General features: G+C 60.2%; 18 protein-coding genes and 1 pseudogene. 14 read left to right on the forward strand and 5 right to left on the reverse strand.

Annotated elements, in window-relative coordinates; translation table 11 throughout:
- Window positions 1-114: 114 nt before the first annotated feature.
- From AC1M2H_RS25595 to melA, 3 genes and pseudogenes are all read right to left on the reverse strand, one after another.
- Window positions 115-492, reverse strand: a complete 378-nt coding sequence (locus AC1M2H_RS25595; RefSeq protein ID WP_480149557.1) for a plasmid partitioning/stability family protein — start codon at window positions 490-492, stop codon at window positions 115-117.
- A 9-nt stretch (window positions 493-501) separates the two neighbouring features.
- Window positions 502-1,458 (reverse strand): plasmid segregation protein ParM domain-containing protein, encoded by a 957-nt coding sequence (gene parM, locus AC1M2H_RS25600; RefSeq protein WP_426813413.1) that lies wholly within the window; start codon window positions 1,456-1,458, stop codon window positions 502-504.
- Window positions 1,459-1,895: 437 nt separating this feature from the next.
- A pseudogene (melA, locus tag AC1M2H_RS25605) lies at window positions 1,896-2,957 on the reverse strand (alpha-galactosidase); the annotation flags it as partial.
- A 55-nt stretch (window positions 2,958-3,012) separates the two neighbouring features.
- Here melA and AC1M2H_RS25610 point away from each other — a divergent pair.
- Together AC1M2H_RS25610 and melR are read left to right on the forward strand one after the other, a co-directional pair.
- Window positions 3,013-3,707, forward strand: a protein-coding gene (locus tag AC1M2H_RS25610; protein WP_480147781.1) for an IS1 family transposase whose coding sequence is annotated in 2 segments (ribosomal slippage) — window positions 3,013-3,259 and window positions 3,259-3,707 — 696 coding nt in all. Because the reading frame shifts where the segments join, the coding sequence is not laid out codon by codon here.
- Between the two features lie 169 nt (window positions 3,708-3,876).
- The gene (gene melR / locus AC1M2H_RS25615; RefSeq protein WP_480149558.1) at window positions 3,877-4,812 is read left to right on the forward strand and encodes a transcriptional regulator MelR; all 936 of its coding nucleotides are present in this window, start codon (window positions 3,877-3,879) and stop codon (window positions 4,810-4,812) included.
- Between the two features lie 65 nt (window positions 4,813-4,877).
- Here melR and proP read toward each other — a convergent pair whose 3' ends face one another.
- Entirely contained in the window at window positions 4,878-6,380 is a 1,503-nt protein-coding gene (gene proP, locus AC1M2H_RS25620; RefSeq protein ID WP_480149559.1) for a glycine betaine/L-proline transporter ProP, read from the reverse strand.
- A gap of 543 nt (window positions 6,381-6,923) precedes the next feature.
- Here proP and AC1M2H_RS25625 point away from each other — a divergent pair.
- The 12 genes from AC1M2H_RS25625 to phnP all read left to right on the forward strand — a co-directional run bounded on the left by AC1M2H_RS25625 (window position 6,924) and on the right by phnP (window position 15,792).
- Window positions 6,924-7,259, forward strand: a complete 336-nt coding sequence (locus AC1M2H_RS25625) for a zinc ribbon domain-containing protein YjdM (protein ID WP_480149560.1) — start codon at window positions 6,924-6,926, stop codon at window positions 7,257-7,259.
- A gap of 240 nt (window positions 7,260-7,499) precedes the next feature.
- The gene (yjdN, locus tag AC1M2H_RS25630; protein WP_480149561.1) at window positions 7,500-7,934 is read left to right on the forward strand and encodes a VOC family metalloprotein YjdN; all 435 of its coding nucleotides are present in this window, start codon (window positions 7,500-7,502) and stop codon (window positions 7,932-7,934) included.
- 160 nt (window positions 7,935-8,094) lie between these two features.
- The gene (gene phnF, locus AC1M2H_RS25635) at window positions 8,095-8,820 is read left to right on the forward strand and encodes a phosphonate metabolism transcriptional regulator PhnF (RefSeq protein ID WP_480149562.1); all 726 of its coding nucleotides are present in this window, start codon (window positions 8,095-8,097) and stop codon (window positions 8,818-8,820) included.
- A complete protein-coding gene (gene phnG / locus AC1M2H_RS25640; protein ID WP_480149563.1) occupies window positions 8,821-9,273 on the forward strand; it encodes a phosphonate C-P lyase system protein PhnG in 453 nt (150 codons plus the stop codon).
- Entirely contained in the window at window positions 9,270-9,854 is a 585-nt protein-coding gene (gene phnH / locus AC1M2H_RS25645; RefSeq protein ID WP_041143665.1) for a phosphonate C-P lyase system protein PhnH, read from the forward strand. The genes phnG and phnH overlap by 4 nt, the downstream gene beginning before the upstream one ends.
- Entirely contained in the window at window positions 9,854-10,918 is a 1,065-nt protein-coding gene (locus tag AC1M2H_RS25650; protein WP_480149564.1) for a carbon-phosphorus lyase complex subunit, read from the forward strand. The genes phnH and AC1M2H_RS25650 overlap by 1 nt, the downstream gene beginning before the upstream one ends.
- On the forward strand, window positions 10,911-11,759 hold the full coding sequence (locus tag AC1M2H_RS25655; protein WP_480149565.1) for an alpha-D-ribose 1-methylphosphonate 5-phosphate C-P-lyase PhnJ: 849 nt from the start codon (window positions 10,911-10,913) through the stop codon (window positions 11,757-11,759). The genes AC1M2H_RS25650 and AC1M2H_RS25655 overlap by 8 nt, the downstream gene beginning before the upstream one ends.
- Window positions 11,756-12,514: a phosphonate C-P lyase system protein PhnK gene (gene phnK / locus AC1M2H_RS25660; protein WP_480149566.1), complete on the forward strand. Its 759-nt coding sequence runs from the start codon at window positions 11,756-11,758 to the stop codon at window positions 12,512-12,514. Before AC1M2H_RS25655 ends, phnK begins: the two co-directional genes overlap by 4 nt.
- 85 nt (window positions 12,515-12,599) lie before the next feature.
- Window positions 12,600-13,286: a phosphonate C-P lyase system protein PhnL gene (gene phnL, locus AC1M2H_RS25665; protein ID WP_480149567.1), complete on the forward strand. Its 687-nt coding sequence runs from the start codon at window positions 12,600-12,602 to the stop codon at window positions 13,284-13,286.
- Complete coding sequence (gene phnM, locus AC1M2H_RS25670; protein ID WP_480149568.1) at window positions 13,283-14,419, forward strand: alpha-D-ribose 1-methylphosphonate 5-triphosphate diphosphatase; 1,137 nt, start codon at window positions 13,283-13,285, stop codon at window positions 14,417-14,419. The genes phnL and phnM overlap by 4 nt, the downstream gene beginning before the upstream one ends.
- Window positions 14,419-14,982 (forward strand): ribose 1,5-bisphosphokinase, encoded by a 564-nt coding sequence (phnN, locus tag AC1M2H_RS25675; protein ID WP_480149569.1) that lies wholly within the window; start codon window positions 14,419-14,421, stop codon window positions 14,980-14,982. Before phnM ends, phnN begins: the two co-directional genes overlap by 1 nt.
- Window positions 14,983-15,033: 51 nt before the next feature.
- Complete coding sequence (gene phnP / locus AC1M2H_RS25680; protein ID WP_480149570.1) at window positions 15,034-15,792, forward strand: phosphonate metabolism protein PhnP; 759 nt, start codon at window positions 15,034-15,036, stop codon at window positions 15,790-15,792.
- Here the strand turns inward: phnP and yjdP are convergent.
- Window positions 15,789-16,139, reverse strand: a complete 351-nt coding sequence (gene yjdP, locus AC1M2H_RS25685; protein WP_480149571.1) for a DDRRRQL repeat protein YjdP — start codon at window positions 16,137-16,139, stop codon at window positions 15,789-15,791. The genes phnP and yjdP overlap by 4 nt on opposite strands.
- Window positions 16,140-16,311 lie beyond the last annotated feature (172 nt).

The following is a 16,311-nucleotide window of genomic DNA, read 5'->3' on the forward strand; positions in this document are numbered from 1 at the left end:
CCCATTTCCGACTGGCCTCCTCCCGGCTTGCGCTACGCTGATCCGGGCGACGAAAATTAACTTCGTCTCGTCGCCCGAGGCAGGCGTTAAGCCGCGATCCGCGAAAGCGGGGGCTTAATCCGGCAGCGAGCCGGCAAGATTACGGGCGGAAACGCTCTCCACCGCCTTCACCTCTTCGACCACCGGAGCCGGCGCCTGCGCCATCGGCGCAGCATTCGGAGCAGAGGCCGCGGCTGCGGGCTGAATTTCCAGAAATGATGCCAGCATCGTACGCAACATCTCCGGCCGGGTATCTTCCGCCAGTAACGCCGCCAGCATTGACGGTAAGCGGCCGTCAATTTCCCCCAGCGCGAGGCCGGCCAGCAGGGCAGTACGCGACATTTCGCCGCGGTCGCCACGATGGTGGGCCTCAATTTTGGCATCGGCAAAGCGCTCGCTGGCGCTGATATCCGGGCGCAGGTAAATCAGAACTTTTCTGCGTTCCAGAGTCATACCCGCTCCTTAGCCTATGATTTTCAGACCGCGAACCAGCGCAAACTGCGGTTCATCAGCAACCACAAAGCGATCGTCACGCAGGCCAACCCGCGCGCGGATGGCGTCCGCCACCAGCGGCGCGCCGCCGCCAATCACAATCACGTGAGAATAGCCCTTAAAGCTATCAATGGTCGTCAGCACGCGCGTGGTGAGCCGCTCGATGCTTCCGGCAATCACCTTTTTCACATCGGAGACCGCATCCGGATCGTTGATGTTGTCAGCCAGATAGGCATCGTCATCGCGGTTAATGATGATCTGATCGACGTTGTAGCTGGAGGTGTCGGTATTCGCTCTGGCCAGCGCCAGCTTCACCGCATCAGTTACCAGCGATACGCCCAGCTTCGGGTCGCCAAAAATGCGCGAAACCGAGGTCATCTGACCGGCCACCATGGAAATATCCAGCGTGGTGCCGCCCAGGTCGACAATCAGCACGGAGTGCGACGGTTTGAGCTCATCGCACAGGCTGATACCGGCCGGGATAGACTCCGGGCGCACGGTGACTTTGGTGATATTGAACACTTCGCCTTTGTTCAGTTTGACCGCGCGGCGCAGGCTCTTTTTCTTGCGTTCGATATTGTCGAGGCGGTACTGGGCATCTTCGTCGTAAAACTCGGTCAGCGGCAGCGTCACCACGATCTCCACATCCTGTGGCTCAAGTCCGCTGGTCAGCAGAGCGTGATGCACGGCGATAGAGTTCAGCGGGCTGTACTGCCATTCGATATTGTTGGTCGGCAACGCATCCGGCGTAATCAGATCGAAAGAGTACTTCTCCTCATCCACGGTGTAGTTATAGGGCTTCCCGGTACCGAAGGTGGCAGACCATCCACGCTTGAAGCTGTTCGGGCTGATATGGGTCAATGTTTCACCATCTTGTTCCCACAGCATTTTGATATTGGTTGAACCATCATCGATAAAAATGCGCATCGTATCGCTCCGTCTCTGCGACAAATAAGAGAAAAAATAAGACTACAAAAGAGTAGCAAGCGTTAAGTGACCGTGCAATAGCGCAAAAAAGAGACAATTCCGAGAAATAAAAGAGACATATAAGATAAAATTAAAATCAGCGACCACAAAAAGAGAACAATTAGAGAATTAATAGATAATTATCAGAGATTAACTTCTTGTGCTTTTTGGTGAAAAATGAAGGGAAAAACCCGCGCGAACTCAGCGAATTTTCGCCTACGCTCGCGCAAAATCCGCGGGTTTTATCATCGGCTGCGGCGTCGGCCATAGCGCAGCGCGTCATCTTTTATGATGCTGCGGCCGGTTCAGGATGTCGGGGAGATTTCGGCGGGGATGCCGCGGGAAATGAAGTTGCGGCGAATATCGTCGGGCCGGATGGCCCGACGGCGGAGGAAGTATTAACGCCGCAGCCAGGCCGGCAGCCAGTCGCCGTGGCTGGCAATCAGATCGTCCACCAGCGCATAGATCTCCTCAATTCCCAGCACCGCCGCGGTGTGCGGATCCATCATCGTCGCATAATAGACGTAATCGCGGTTCTCGGTGAGGATCGCCTCGGTCAGCAGGCTCTGAACGTTGATGTTGGTTTGCATCAGCGCCGCCAGGTGCGCGGGCAGCTTGCCAACTTTAGTGGGCTGAATACCGTTGGCGTCCACCAGGCAGGCGACCTCCACGCAGCATCCTTGCGGCAGGTTGTCGATCAGCGCGTCGTTGCGCAAGTTGCCGTACACCACGCTCGGCTCGCCGGTCCAGATGGCGTTCATAATCGTGCTGGCGTACTCGCGCGAAGGCTTAATCTCGATGCGATCGCGGGTTTTATACATCTCCAGCTCTTTATGCCAGTTCGCCACCTGCTCGACGCAGCGCTTCGGGTATTCATCCAGCGGTACCTGATAGCGGGCAATCAGGTCTTCACGCCCCGGCTTGATAAACCACGGGGTATATTCCGCGAAGTGCTCCGACGATTCCGTCACGAAGTAGCCCAGCTTTTTGAACATCTCGTAGCGAACGATATTCTGGCAGCGCGAGTTCTCGCGGTGCTTCGGCGCGCGCCCTTCGGCAAAGGCCTGCAGCATGTCCGGATAGATGCTGACGTAGCTGCCGTCGCCCCTCTTTTTCTCCAGCGACAGGTAGAACGCCATGTGGTTAATACCGGCGCAGCGGTAGCGCAGATCCGCCGGGTCGAGGTCAAGGTCGTGCGCCAGCTCTTCCGCCGTGCCCTGCACGGAATGGCACAGGCCGACCTGCTTAATATGCGGATAGCGCGCGTACATCGCCCAGGTGTTCATCGCCATCGGGTTGACGTAGTTCAGCATCGTCGCGTTCGGGCAGACCTCGGTCATATCGTCACAGATGCGCCACAGGTGCGGAATGGTCCGCAGCGCCCGCATGATCCCGCCCGGCCCGAGCGTATCGGCGATGGTCTGCTCCAGCCCGTGCCGCTTGCAGACCTCAAAATCGGGTAATGCCTTCAATCGATAGAAAACCATGATATGCTACTGGTATTTAGGGCTTTCTATGGCTACCGTTACTGTTCATTGTCCTCGTTGCCATTCCGATTCTGTTTATCGCCATGGGCACAGCTGTTCCGGGCACGAGCGCTTTCGTTGCCGGTCATGTCGCCGCGTTTTTCAGCTGGCTTATACCTATGAAGCCAGAAAACCCGGTGTAAAAGAACAGATAGTTGAACTGGCACACAACGGTGCCGGCGTCCGCGATACCGCCAGAGTTCTTAAGGTCGGTATCAATACCGTCATACGGACATTAAAAAGCTCTCGCCGTCCCGGATAACCGCTTCTCCTGTCGCTCATGCCGATGTGGCACTCATCTGCGAGCTTGATGAGCAGTGGGGCTTTGTTGGCAGTAAAGCCCGGCAGCACTGGCTCTGGTATGCTTACAATACCAAAACGGGTGGCGTACTGGCTTATACTTTCGGCCCACGTACCGATGAGACATGTCGGGAACTGTTGGCCCTGTTGACGCCCTTTAGCATCGGCATGATTACCAGCGATAACTGGGGCAGTTATGCCAGAGAGGTGCCGAAGGAGATACATCTGACTGGTAAAATTTTCACACAGCGCATTGAGCGAAACAATCTGACGCTGCGAACCCGTATCAAGCGGCTGGCACGCAAAACAATATGTTTTTCACGTTCCATCGAATTGCACGAAAAGGTCATCGGTGCCTTCATCGAAAAGTACATGTTCTACTGATTGGAGGCATTACCAAACCCGCATACCGTACCGTTACCCGCCACAAAATCTGAGCTTTCGGGAACAATATGGCGGAAAAGGAGAGAAAACGGGCGATTGAATCCGCTAAGATAGCTGCATACCGGTGCAAAAAAACAGCAGCTATGACGATTCAGGAATCCGCCGCCTCATGGAAAAAAACCTTACACCGCCTCCCGACTCGTATATGAGCAGCAGCGACGAGAAAAATAACCGCAGCCCGCTGGCGCTCTACTCCGAGTATCAGCGCATGGATATTGAGCTCCGCACCCCGCACGCCATGACCACCAGCCACTGGCACGGCCAGGTGGAGATTAACGTCCCTTTCGACGGCGACGTGGAGTATCTGATCAACAACGAGGTGGTGAGCATTAAGCAGGGCTATATCCCCCTGTTCTGGGCCTGTACGCCGCATCAGCTCACCCGCCCCGGCAGCTGCCGGCAAATGGCCATCTTCAACCTGCCGATACATCTGTTTTTGTCCTGGCCGCTGGACCGGGAGCTGATCAACAACGTCACCCACGGGATGGTCATTAAATCCCTCGCGGCGCAGCAGCTCAGCGTCTTTGAGGTCCAGCGCTGGCAGCAGGAGCTCGCCAGCGACAACGAGCAGATCCGCCAGCTGGCGATCGAAGAGATCGCCCTGATGCTCAAGCGCTTTAGCCTCTCAGGCTGGCAGCCGATTCTGGTCAACAAAACCTCGCGAACGCATAAGTACAGCGTCTCGCGGCACGCGCAGTTTTACGTCAGCCAGATGCTCGAATTTATCGCCGCGCACTACGATCGGGCGCTGACCGTCGATGCGGTTGCCGAACACGTTAAGCTCAACCCCAACTACGCGATGGGCATTTTTCAACGGGTGATGCAGCAGACCATGAAGCAGTACATCACCGCCATGCGCATTAACCACGTCCGCGCCCTGCTCAGCGACACCGACAAAACCATCCTTGATATCGCCCTCACCGCCGGCTTTCGCTCCAGCAGCCGCTTCTACAGCACCTTTAGCCGGTACGTCGGCATGCCGCCGCAGCAGTACCGCCGGCTCAGCCGGGAGCGCCGACAGAGCCTGCCGCCGGATGGCGCCTGAGCGGCCATAAAAAATGCCGCCGGGGGAGGCCCACGGCGGCATTTTTCACATTCCTGGCGAATTAATCAGTCGTTAATTCGCGGGTGCTGGTCCACCAGACGGGAACGTTTCGCCTGCAAATCGGCGATTTCCTGATCGATATCTTCGATTTTGTTTTCGATGTTATCGTAGTGCTCACCGAGGATCTCTTTCGCTTCCTGAATATCCGATGCCGCAGGCGTCGCCCCTTTCAGCGGACGGTTCGCCGTCTCCTTCATCGACACGCCGGTGATCAGGCCGATAACCGCAATCACCATCAGATAGTAGGCCGGCATCATCAGGTTCTGCGTACTCTCCACCAGCCAGGCCGCCAGGGTTGGCGTCAGACCGGCAATCAGCACCGAGATGTTGAAGGCGCTGGCCAGCGCGCTGAAGCGGATATGGGTCGGGAACATCGCCGGCAGCGATGACGCCATCACTCCGATAAAGCAGTTCAGCACCACCGCCAGCAGCAGCAGGCCGGCAAAAATCAGGCCGATAACGTTGCTGTTAATCAGGATAAAGGCCGGAATCGACAGCGCGAACAGCGCCACGCTGCCGATCAGAATAAACGGACGGCGGCCGAAGCGGTCGCTGAGCATACCGATAACCGGCTGCACAAACAGCATCCCGACCATAATCGCGATGATAATCAGCACCCCGTGATCTTCCGAGTAGTGCAGGTTATGCGACAGGTAGCTCGGCATATAGGTCAGCAGCATGTAGTAGGTCACGTTGGTGGAGATCACCAGACCGATACAGGTCAGCAGGCTGCGCCAGTGTTTGGTGGCAATCTCTTTGAACGAAACCTTCGGCCCATCCTGCAGCCCTTCGCGATCGCCCTGCTCGAGGGTATCAACGTGCTGCTGAAACGCCGGGGTCTCTTCCAGAGCGTGACGCAGATAGAGGCCGATAAGCCCTAACGGCAGCGCGAGGAAGAACGGCAAGCGCCAGCCCCAGCTGAGGAAGTTCTCCTCGCCGACCACGCTGGAAATCAGCACCACCACGCCCGCGCCGAGGACAAAACCGGCGATGGAGCCGAAGTCCAGCCAGCTGCCCATAAAGCCGCGTTTGCGGTCGGGCGAGTATTCGGCGACGAAGATCGAAGCGCCGGTATACTCTCCGCCCACCGAGAAGCCCTGCGCCATCTTACACAGCAGTAGCAGAATCGGCGCCCAGATACCAATCGACGCATACGACGGAATCAGGCCAATACAGAAGGTACTGATCGACATGATAACGATGGTTATCGCCAGAATTTTTTGCCGACCGTATTTATCCCCCAGCATGCCGAAGAACAGGCCGCCCAGCGGACGAATCAGGAACGGAACGGAGAATGTCCCTAGCGCGGCAATCATCTGCACGCTGGGATCGGCATCGGGGAAGAAGACTTTACCTAAGGCATAGGCCACGAAGCCGTATACGCCGAAATCGAACCACTCCATCGCATTACCCAGCGACGCCGCGGTGATCGCTTTTTTCAGCTTGCCATCGTCAATGATGGTCACATCCCGCAGAGTGATTGGCTTTACTTTTTTCCTTTTAAGCATATTTTTCCTCTAAAGCTTCGCCGTGAGCGCACGGATCTGCGCCAAACGGCAGTACCGTTTGCGTCGTGCGTTGGGAGCGGCGAACTGCCGAGCTCCTCTATCTCAAGCGTAGCAGGTTTGCCTGCACTGTCTGCTGACAGTCCGTACAACCGAACCTGTTGACGCCTGCTCTGGCGTAAATGAATCAATAAATAGAGCTACGAATAAACCTGACGAATTTACGAACTCGCCTTTTTACCCTAACAGCGTTTAAATTTGGGATCAACTTCACGAAAAATTGTTCGCTATATTACGCAGTCGAGCAGCATTAATAAGTTCAATAAACGTGCGCAAGCAGTGATTTATTTGTGAATATCCCCGGCCCGGCAGCACGGTGAATATCGCCAATAGTGGGGCGAAAAACGGAATATTCCCGCCGCAGTACTCGCGGAAAAAGTGGCCGACAAATGGCCGGTAGTGCGCTATAATAGCGGTTACTTTCGGCTATCAGCCGCCTTTTAGCGGGCCAAGGGCCTGTTTTATACAGTAATCACGAGGAACGCCATGCAACTCCCACAGTGTCCTAAATGCCATTCTGAGTACACCTATGAAGACAACGGCATGTTTATCTGCCCGGAATGCGCCCATGAATGGAACAACGCCGAGCCGGCTGAAGATAATGACGCGCTGACGGTGAAAGATGCCAACGGCAATTTACTCGCCGACGGCGACAGCGTTACCGTGATTAAAGATCTGAAGGTTAAAGGTAGCTCTTCGATGCTGAAAATCGGCACTAAAGTGAAGAATATCCGCCTGGTAGAAGGCGATCATAACATCGACTGCAAAATTGACGGTTTTGGTCCGATGAAGCTCAAATCCGAGTTCGTCAAAAAGAACTAACGCTATTTCCTTTTCGCAGAATCGTTATTTTCCCGGCAAGCCCCACCGGCCGGGAAAATGAACGAATATACCCGGGCGCCATCGCCGCCTGTTTCCCGCCTCATTCGCCATGATTGCACGCCGCATAGCGCCTGGCGCAGGCCGCTATTTTCGCCGCCCTCCTCCTGACCTCGCCGCCTGGCTTAAATCGCCTGGCACCCTCTACGCTTAATGGGTCATTCGTTATCTGAGGTCATGATTATGTCTTTAAGCCCCCATATCGCCTTTAGCGGCAACTGCGCTGCGGCCATCGCCTTCTACCAGCAGGCGCTGGGCGCAGAGCTTGTCCACCAGATCACCTACGGCGAAATGCCGCAGAATATGCGGGATGCCGAGGACGGCTGCCCCTCCGGCCAGCACCTCGCCGCCGACTGTATCGCCCACGCCAGCCTGCGCGTAGCGGGCAGCGGGCTGATGCTGTGCGACAGCCCCACCAGCGACGGCGAACGCTACGCCGGCTTTACCCTGGTGCTGGATACTCAGGACCTGGATGAGGGTAAACGCTGGTTTGACGGCCTCGCCGCTGAAGGGCGTATCGAAATGGAGTGGCAGGAAACCTTCTGGGCCCACGGCTTTGGCAAACTTTTCGATCGCTTCGGTATCCCGTGGATGGTGAACGTCGTCAAGCAGCCTTAACGCTTTCCCTGCGGGCGGGCTCTCCCGCCCTGTCATCGCCCTGGCGCTAACTCTTCATCCTGCGGTCATTATGTTTTAACCGCAATGTCACAAAAACAGGTCAGGATCGGGCCACTCTCAGAGGGAAATCCCTTCTTCTGCTTAGTGAGGCTCGACTGACATGTACTTATCCAGACATCCGACCCGTTATCCAACCCGGTATCAGGAAATTGCCGCCAGGCTTGAGCAAGAGCTTCGTCATAACTACCGCTGCGGCGACTATCTGCCCGCGGAGCAGCAGCTGGCCACCCGCTTTGAGGTCAACCGCCATACCCTGCGCCGGGCGATAGACCAGCTGGTCGAACGCGGCTGGGTGCAGCGCCGTCAGGGCGTCGGCGTGCTGGTGCTGATGCGGCCGATCGACTATCCGCTGAACGCCCAGGCGCGCTTCAGCCAGAACCTGCTCGAGCAGGGAAGCCATCCGACCAGCGAAAAGCTGCTGTCGGTGCTGCGCCCGGCCAGCAGCCACGTCGCCGAGGCCTTTGCTATCAACGAAGGCGATAACGTCATTCATCTGCGCACCCTGCGCCGGGTGAACGGCGTCGCGCTGTGCCTGATCGACCACTACTTCACCGACCTGCGCTTCTGGCCCGCGCTGCAAACCTTCAGCCAGGGCTCGCTGCACGATTTTCTGCGCCAGCAGCTGGACGTCGAGCTGACCCGCGCGCGTACCAAAATCAGCGCCCGCCGCGCGCAGGCCAAAGAGAGCAACATTCTGGGGATCCCCAACATGGCGCCGCTGCTGTGCGTAAGAACCCTCAACCACCGTCCCGGCGAGCAGAACGCGACGGAGTACTCCGTCAGCCTGACCCGGGCGGACATGATCGAATTCACCATGGAGCACTGAATGCACTTTGATACCGCCACCCGCCAGCGCTGGATGTCCGTGCTGGCCCACAGTGAACCGCAGGAGCTTCAGGCGCGGATGCAGACCCTGCAGCTGGCGCCGCAGTACGAATCCATCCGCGCCCCGGAGACCGGCCTGGTGCAGCTCCAGGCGCGTATGGGGGGCATCGGCGATCGTTTCTTCGCCGGGGACGCCACCCTGACCCGGGCGGCGATCTGTCTCGCCGACGGCACGATCGGCTACAGCTGGATACTGGGACGCGATCGCCCCCATGCCGAACGCTGCGCGGCCATCGACGCGCTGCTGCAGTCGCCCCATTACTTTCATTCCCTCATGGAAACCCTGATTACCCCGCTGGAAGAACTACGCAGCGCGCGCATTGAAGCCCGACGCGCCGAAGTCAACGCCAGCCGGGTAGATTTCTTTACTCTGGTTCGCGGAGATAACGCATGACCTTACAAACCGCCTTTACCCTACCGGCGCAGGATGCCCAACACAGTTTTCGTCGCCTGCTAAAGGCCATGAGCGAGCCGGGCGTGATCGTCTCCCTGCAGCAGCTTCAGCACGGCTGGCAGCCGCTGAACGTCGCCTCTACCAGCCTTCTGCTGACGCTTGCCGATCGCGACACCCCGGTATGGTTTACCGCCGCGCTGCATAACGATCTCGTCGGCCAGAACCTGCGCTTTCATACCGGCGCGCCGCTGGTTGAGCAGCCGCAGCAGGCGGTCTTCGCCGTCACCAACGAGCGTATCAGCGCCGAACAGCTGAACGAGCTCTCCGCCGGCACCGTTGTCGCCCCGGAAACCGGCGTGACGCTGATCGTCCAGCTCCCCAGCCTCAGCGGCGGGCGCATGCTGCGCCTGACCGGCGCCGGAATTGCCGAAGAGCGGATGATCGCCCCGCAGCTGCCGGACTGCATCATTGATGAACTGACCGAGCGCCCGCACCCGTTCCCCTTAGGCATTGACCTGATCCTGACCTGCGGAGAGCGTCTGCTGGCCATCCCGCGCACCACCCACGTGGAGGTTTGCTAATGTACGTTGCCGTCAAAGGCGGCGAGAAGGCGATAGTCGCCGCTCACGCCCTGCAGGAACACAAACGACGAGGCGATGGACGGCTTCCTGAAATTAGCGTGGAACAGATTACCCAGCAGCTGAACCTGGCGGTTGACCGGGTGATGACCGAAGGCGGCATCGCCGACCGCGAGCTGGCGGCACTGGCGCTCAAGCAGGCCAGCGGCGATAGCGTCGAAGCCATTTTTTTACTCCGCGCCTACCGCACCACCCTGCAGCGGCTGGCGGTGAGCGAACCGGTAAATACCGCCGAAATGCGTCTGGAGCGGCGCATTTCGGCGGTCTATAAAGATATTCCCGGCGGCCAGATGCTCGGCCCGACCTACGACTACACCCACCGCCTGCTCGATTTTACCCTGCTGGCCAACGGCGAGGCGCCGGCGCTGAAAACCGCCGGACAGCCGCCGGAGGCCACGCCGCACGTCTTTAGCCTGCTGGTGCAGCAGGGGCTGGCGAAAGCAGAGCGGCAAACCTTAGCCGAGCCTGACGATATCACCCGCAGCCCGCCGGTTTACCCCTGCTCGCGCTCATCGCGCCTGCAGCAGCTGGTACGCGGCGACGAAGGCTACCTGCTGGCGCTGGCCTACTCAACCCAGCGTGGCTACGGCCGCAACCACCCGTTTGCCGGTGAAATACGCAGCGGCTACGTGGCGGTAGAGATCGTCCCGGAGGAGCTGGGCTTTGCGGTCAATATCGGCGAGCTGCTGATGACCGAATGCGAAATGGTCAACGGCTTCGTCGCCCCGCAAGACGAGCCCCCGCACTTCACCCGCGGCTACGGCCTGACCTTCGGCATGAGCGAGCGCAAGGCGATGGCGATGGCGCTGGTTGACCGCGCGCTGCAGGCGCCGGAGTACGGCGAAGAGGCGGCCGGCCCGGCGCAGGACGAAGAGTTTGTGCTGGCCCATGCCGATAACGTCGAGGCCGCGGGCTTCGTCTCGCACCTTAAGCTGCCCCACTATGTCGATTTCCAGGCCGAACTGGCGCTGCTGAAACGCCTGCAACGGGAGAATGAACGTGGCTAACACCCTCTCCGGCTATAACTTCGCCTATCTTGATGAGCAAACCAAGCGCATGATCCGCCGCGCCATTCTGAAGGCCGTCGCCATCCCCGGCTATCAGGTTCCGTTCGGCGGCCGCGAAATGCCGATGCCCTACGGCTGGGGCACCGGCGGCATCCAGCTGACCGCCAGCGTGATCGGCGAGAACGACGTGCTGAAGGTGATTGACCAGGGCGCCGACGACACCACCAACGCGGTGTCGATTCGCCAGTTCTTCACCCGCGTGACCGGCGTCGCCACTACCGAGCGCACCGAAGACGCGACGCTGATCCAGACCCGCCACCGGATCCCGGAAACACCGCTGGCGGAAGATCAGATCCTGATCTTTCAGGTACCGATCCCGGAACCGCTGCGCTTTATCGAGCCGCGCGAAACCGAAACCCGCACCATGCACGCGCTGGAAGAGTACGGCGTGATGCAGGTCAAGCTGTACGAAGATATCGCCCGCTTCGGCCACATTGCGACCACCTACGCCTACCCGGTGAAGGTCAACGGCCGCTACGTGATGGACCCGTCGCCAATCCCCAAATTCGACAACCCGAAGATGCACATGATGCCGGCGCTGCAGCTGTTCGGCGCCGGGCGCGAAAAGCGCATCTACGCGGTGCCGCCGTTTACGCCGGTGGAAAGCCTCGATTTCGACGATCATCCTTTCACCGTCCAGGAGTGGGATGAGCCCTGCGCCATCTGCGGCTCGCGCCACAGCTATCTTGATGAGGTGGTGCTGGATGATAGCGGCAAGCGCATGTTTGTCTGCTCCGATACCGACTACTGCCGCCAACAGAGCGAGGCGCAACAAAAATGAGCCAACCGTTACTTGCGGTCAACAATCTGACCCACCTCTACGCGCCGGGCAAAGGCTTCAGCGACGTCTCCTTTGAGCTGTTCCCGGGGGAAGTGCTGGGCATCGTCGGTGAATCCGGCTCCGGCAAAACCACCCTGCTGAAGGCCATCTCCGCGCGCCTGGCGCCGCAGCAGGGCGAGGTGCTGTACCACAACCGCTCGCTGTACGCGATGAGCGAAGCGGACCGCCGCCGCCTGCTGCGCACCGAGTGGGGCGTGGTGCATCAGCACCCGATGGACGGCCTGCGCCGCCAGGTCTCGGCGGGGGGCAATATCGGCGAACGGCTGATGGCCACCGGCGCGCGCCACTACGGCAATATTCGCGCCACCGCCGGGCGCTGGCTGGAGGAGGTGGAGATCCCGGCGTCGCGCATCGACGACCTGCCGACCACCTTTTCCGGCGGCATGCAGCAGCGCCTGCAGATCGCCCGCAATCTCGTCACCCAGCCGAAGCTGGTGTTTATGGATGAACCCACCGGTGGGCTGGACGTATCGGTACAGGCGCGCCTGCTCGACCTGCTGCGCGGCCTGGTGGTGGAGCTGAACCTCGCGGTGGTAATTGTCACCCACGATCTCGGCGTCGCGCGCCTGCTGGCCCACCGCCTGCTGGTGATGAAGCAGGGTCAGGTGGTGGAAAGTGGTTTAACCGATCGGGTGCTCGACGATCCGCACCATCCCTATACCCAGCTGCTGGTGTCGTCGGTCTTGCAGAACTAGCCAACGAACCAATCCGCTGGCTCAGGTAGCCCGGAGGGGCGCATCGCGTCGCCGCCGGGAAAACTCAGGCACTATGAGGCAACACATGAACGCCATCCGCGTTGAAAACGTACATAAAACCTTTGTCCTGCATCAGCAAAACGGCGTGCGCCTGCCGGTGCTCGCCGACGCTTCGCTCACCGTTAACGCCGGAGAGTGCGTGGTGCTGCACGGCCACTCCGGCAGCGGTAAATCCACCCTGCTGCGCTCGCTGTACGCCAACTACCTGCCGGATGCCGGGCATATTCACGTTCGCCACGGCGACGAGTGGGTCGACCTGGTCAGCGCCCCGGCGCGCAAGGTGCTGGAGGTGCGTAAAACCACCATCGGCTGGGTGAGCCAGTTCCTGCGGGTGATCCCGCGGATTTCGGCGCTGGAGGTGGTAATGCAGCCGCTGCTGGATCTCGGCATCCCGCGCGAAGCGTGCGCCGCCAAGGCCGCGCGCCTGCTGACGCGCCTGAACGTTCCGGAACGCCTGTGGCATCTCGCTCCGTCCACCTTCTCCGGCGGCGAGCAGCAGCGGGTCAATATCGCCCGCGGCTTCGCCGTTGACTATCCGATCCTCTTACTCGACGAGCCTACCGCCTCCCTCGACGCCAAAAACAGCGCCGCGGTGGTGGCGCTGATTAACGAAGCCAAAGCGCGCGGCGCGGCTATCGTCGGCATTTTCCATGATGAAACGACACGCAACCTGGTGGCCGACCGGCTGCATCCGATGGGAATAACAGCATGATTATCAACAACGTAAAACTGGTTCTCGAAGATGAAGTAGTGAGCGGCTCGCTGGAGGTGCAGGAGGGCATGATTTACGCGTTTGCCGAAAGCCAGAGCCAGCTGCCGCAGGCGATCGACGGCGAGGGCGGCTGGCTGCTGCCGGGGCTCATCGAGCTGCATACCGATAACCTGGACAAGTTTTTTACCCCGCGCCCGAAGGTTGACTGGCCCGCCCACTCGGCGATGAGCAGCCACGACGCGCTGATGATCGCCAGCGGGATCACCACCGTGCTGGATGCGGTGGCGATTGGCGACGTCCGCGACGGCGGCGACCGGCTGGAGAATCTGGAGAAGATGATCAACGCCATCGAAGAGACGCAAAAGCGCGGGCTTAACCGCGCCGAGCACCGCCTGCACCTGCGCTGCGAGCTGCCGCACCACACCACCCTGCCGCTGTTTGAGAAGCTGGTTGGCCGCGAGCCGGTGAGCATGGTCTCCCTGATGGACCACTCCCCGGGCCAGCGCCAGTACGCCGACCGCAGCAAATATCGCGATTACTACCAGGGAAAATATCATCTGACCAACGAAGAGATGGACCGCTTCGAGGAGGAGCAGATGGCGCTGGCGGCGGCCTGGTCGCAGCCGAACCGCGAGACCATCGCCGCCATCTGCCGCGAGCGCAAGCTCGCCCTCGCCAGCCACGATGACGCCACCCGCGAACATGTCGTCGAATCGCACCAGCTTGGCAGCACGATCGCCGAATTTCCCACCACCCTGGCCGCCGCTGAGGCCTCGCGCCAGCACGGTATGAACGTGCTGATGGGGGCGCCGAATATCGTGCGCGGCGGATCGCACTCCGGCAACGTCGCCGCCCACCGGCTGGCGGCCGATAACCTGCTGGATATTCTCTCATCCGACTACTACCCCGCCAGCCTGCTGGATGCCGCCTTTCGCATCGCCGATGACGACGGCAACGGCTTCTCGCTGCCGCAGGCGATTCGCCTGGTGAGCAAAAATCCGGCGCAGGCGCTGGGGCTAGGCGATCGCGGAGCCATTGCCGAAGGTAAACGCGCCGACCTCGTGCTGGCCCATCGCCGCGGTGAGCATGTGCATATCGACCACGTCTGGCGTCAAGGAAAGAGGGTCTTCTAATGCCCGGAAAACTGATTTGGCTGGTGGGGCCTTCCGGCTCAGGAAAAGATAGCCTGCTGGCGGCGCTCCGACAGCGCGAGCACTCGCAGCTGCTGGTCGCGCATCGCTATATTACGCGCCCCTTTAACGCCGGAAGCGAGAACCATATCGCCCTCAGCAAGCAGGAGTTTTTCAGCCGCGCCGAACGCCAGCTTTTTGCGCTCAGCTGGCACGCCAATAACAATTACTACGGGATTGGCATCGAAATCGACCTCTGGCTGCACGCCGGTTTCGACGTGGTGGCCAACGGCTCCCGCGCGCACCTGCCGCAGGCCCGGGCGCGCTACGCCGACGCCCTACTGCCCATCTGCCTGCAGGTGACGCCGGAGGTGCTGCGCCAGCGTCTGCAGCAGCGCGGGCGGGAGAACGAAACGGAGATCGCCCAGCGGCTTGAGCGCGCCGCGCGCTACGCGCCGACGGACTGCCTGATGCTCAATAACGACGGCACCCTCGGGCAATCGGTGGAGCAGTTCTTCACGCTGCTGCGCCGCCGCTACGCCCGACAAGAGAATCAGCATGCCTGACCGTCGGCGACGCGAAGCCTTCATGTTAAAAAAGCGCCGTGAGGAGGAAGTATGAGCCTGACTATTCGCTTAAGCGGAACCGGCGGCGCCCAGCTGGTGCCGGTCTTCGGCTGCGACTGCGCCGCCTGTCGCCGCGCCCGGATTGATGAGGCCCACCGCCGCCGTCCCTGCAGCGCGACGGTGAAGTTCAACCACGCCGTGACGCTGCTCGACGCCGGCCTCCCGGACCTGATGGAGCGCTGGCCCGCCGGGAGTTTTCAGCAGATTTTGCTCACCCACTACCATATGGATCATGTGCAGGGCCTGTTCCCGCTGCGCTGGGGCGTGGGGGAGCATATCCCGGTGTTTGGTCCGCCGGACGAAGAGGGCTGCGACGATCTGTTTAAGCATCCCGGGCTGCTGGATTTTAGCCATACCGTCGCCCCTTTCGTGGTTTTTGAGCTGCAGGGGCTCAGGGTGACCCCGCTGCCGCTGAACCATTCAAAGCTGACGTTCGGCTATCTGCTGGAGTCGGCGCACAGCCGCGTGGCGTGGCTGGCGGATACCGCCGGGCTGCCGGAGAAGACGCTGAAGTTCCTGCTCAATAACCAGCCGCAGGTGATTATTATCGACTGCAGCCACGAGCCGCGTGCGCAAACCCCGCGCAACCACTGCGATTTAAATACGGTGCGGGCCATCAACCTGATCGTTGGCTGCCCGCGCGTCATTCTCACCCATATCGGCCATCAGTTTGATGCCTGGATGATGGACAACGCGCTGCCGCCGGGGTTTGAGGCGGGCTACGACGGCATGGAGATCGTGCTGGACTAGTAGTCGTCATCCAGCCGCCGGCGATCGTTCTCTAACTGCCGACGGTCCTGATCCAGCTGGCGCTGGCGATCGTCAAGCTGGCGGCGGCGATCGTCCAGCTGACGCAGCCGATCGTCGTACTGCCGCTGGCGATCGCGGCTTTGCTGCCGACTCTCCTGATAGCGCCCGTCATCATCGCGGCCGTCGCTATAGCGATCGTCGTCATCGGAGCGGTTATCGCCAGGGCGGTAAGCGTCGTTAATCGCCTGCTGAATATTGCCGATGGCGTCGTCAATAAGATCGGCGTGCGCAAGCTGGCTGCTCAGCGACAGGGTGCAGAGGATCAAAGCGGTCAAATAGCGTTTCATAGGGCCAGTCTCTTCGGGGGGCTGGGCCTACGGTAATCAACGGCCGCCGCGGCGAGTAGCGGAGGAATCTCAATTAGATGCCGCTAGCGGGGCGCAACCACGGCGCTCCGCAGCGCCTACTGCAGCTGGGCGCGGGTGAAGGGCTTACGCAGCAGCTCGACGTCCGGCAGCC

Source organism: Klebsiella sp. F11, assembly GCF_056712265.1.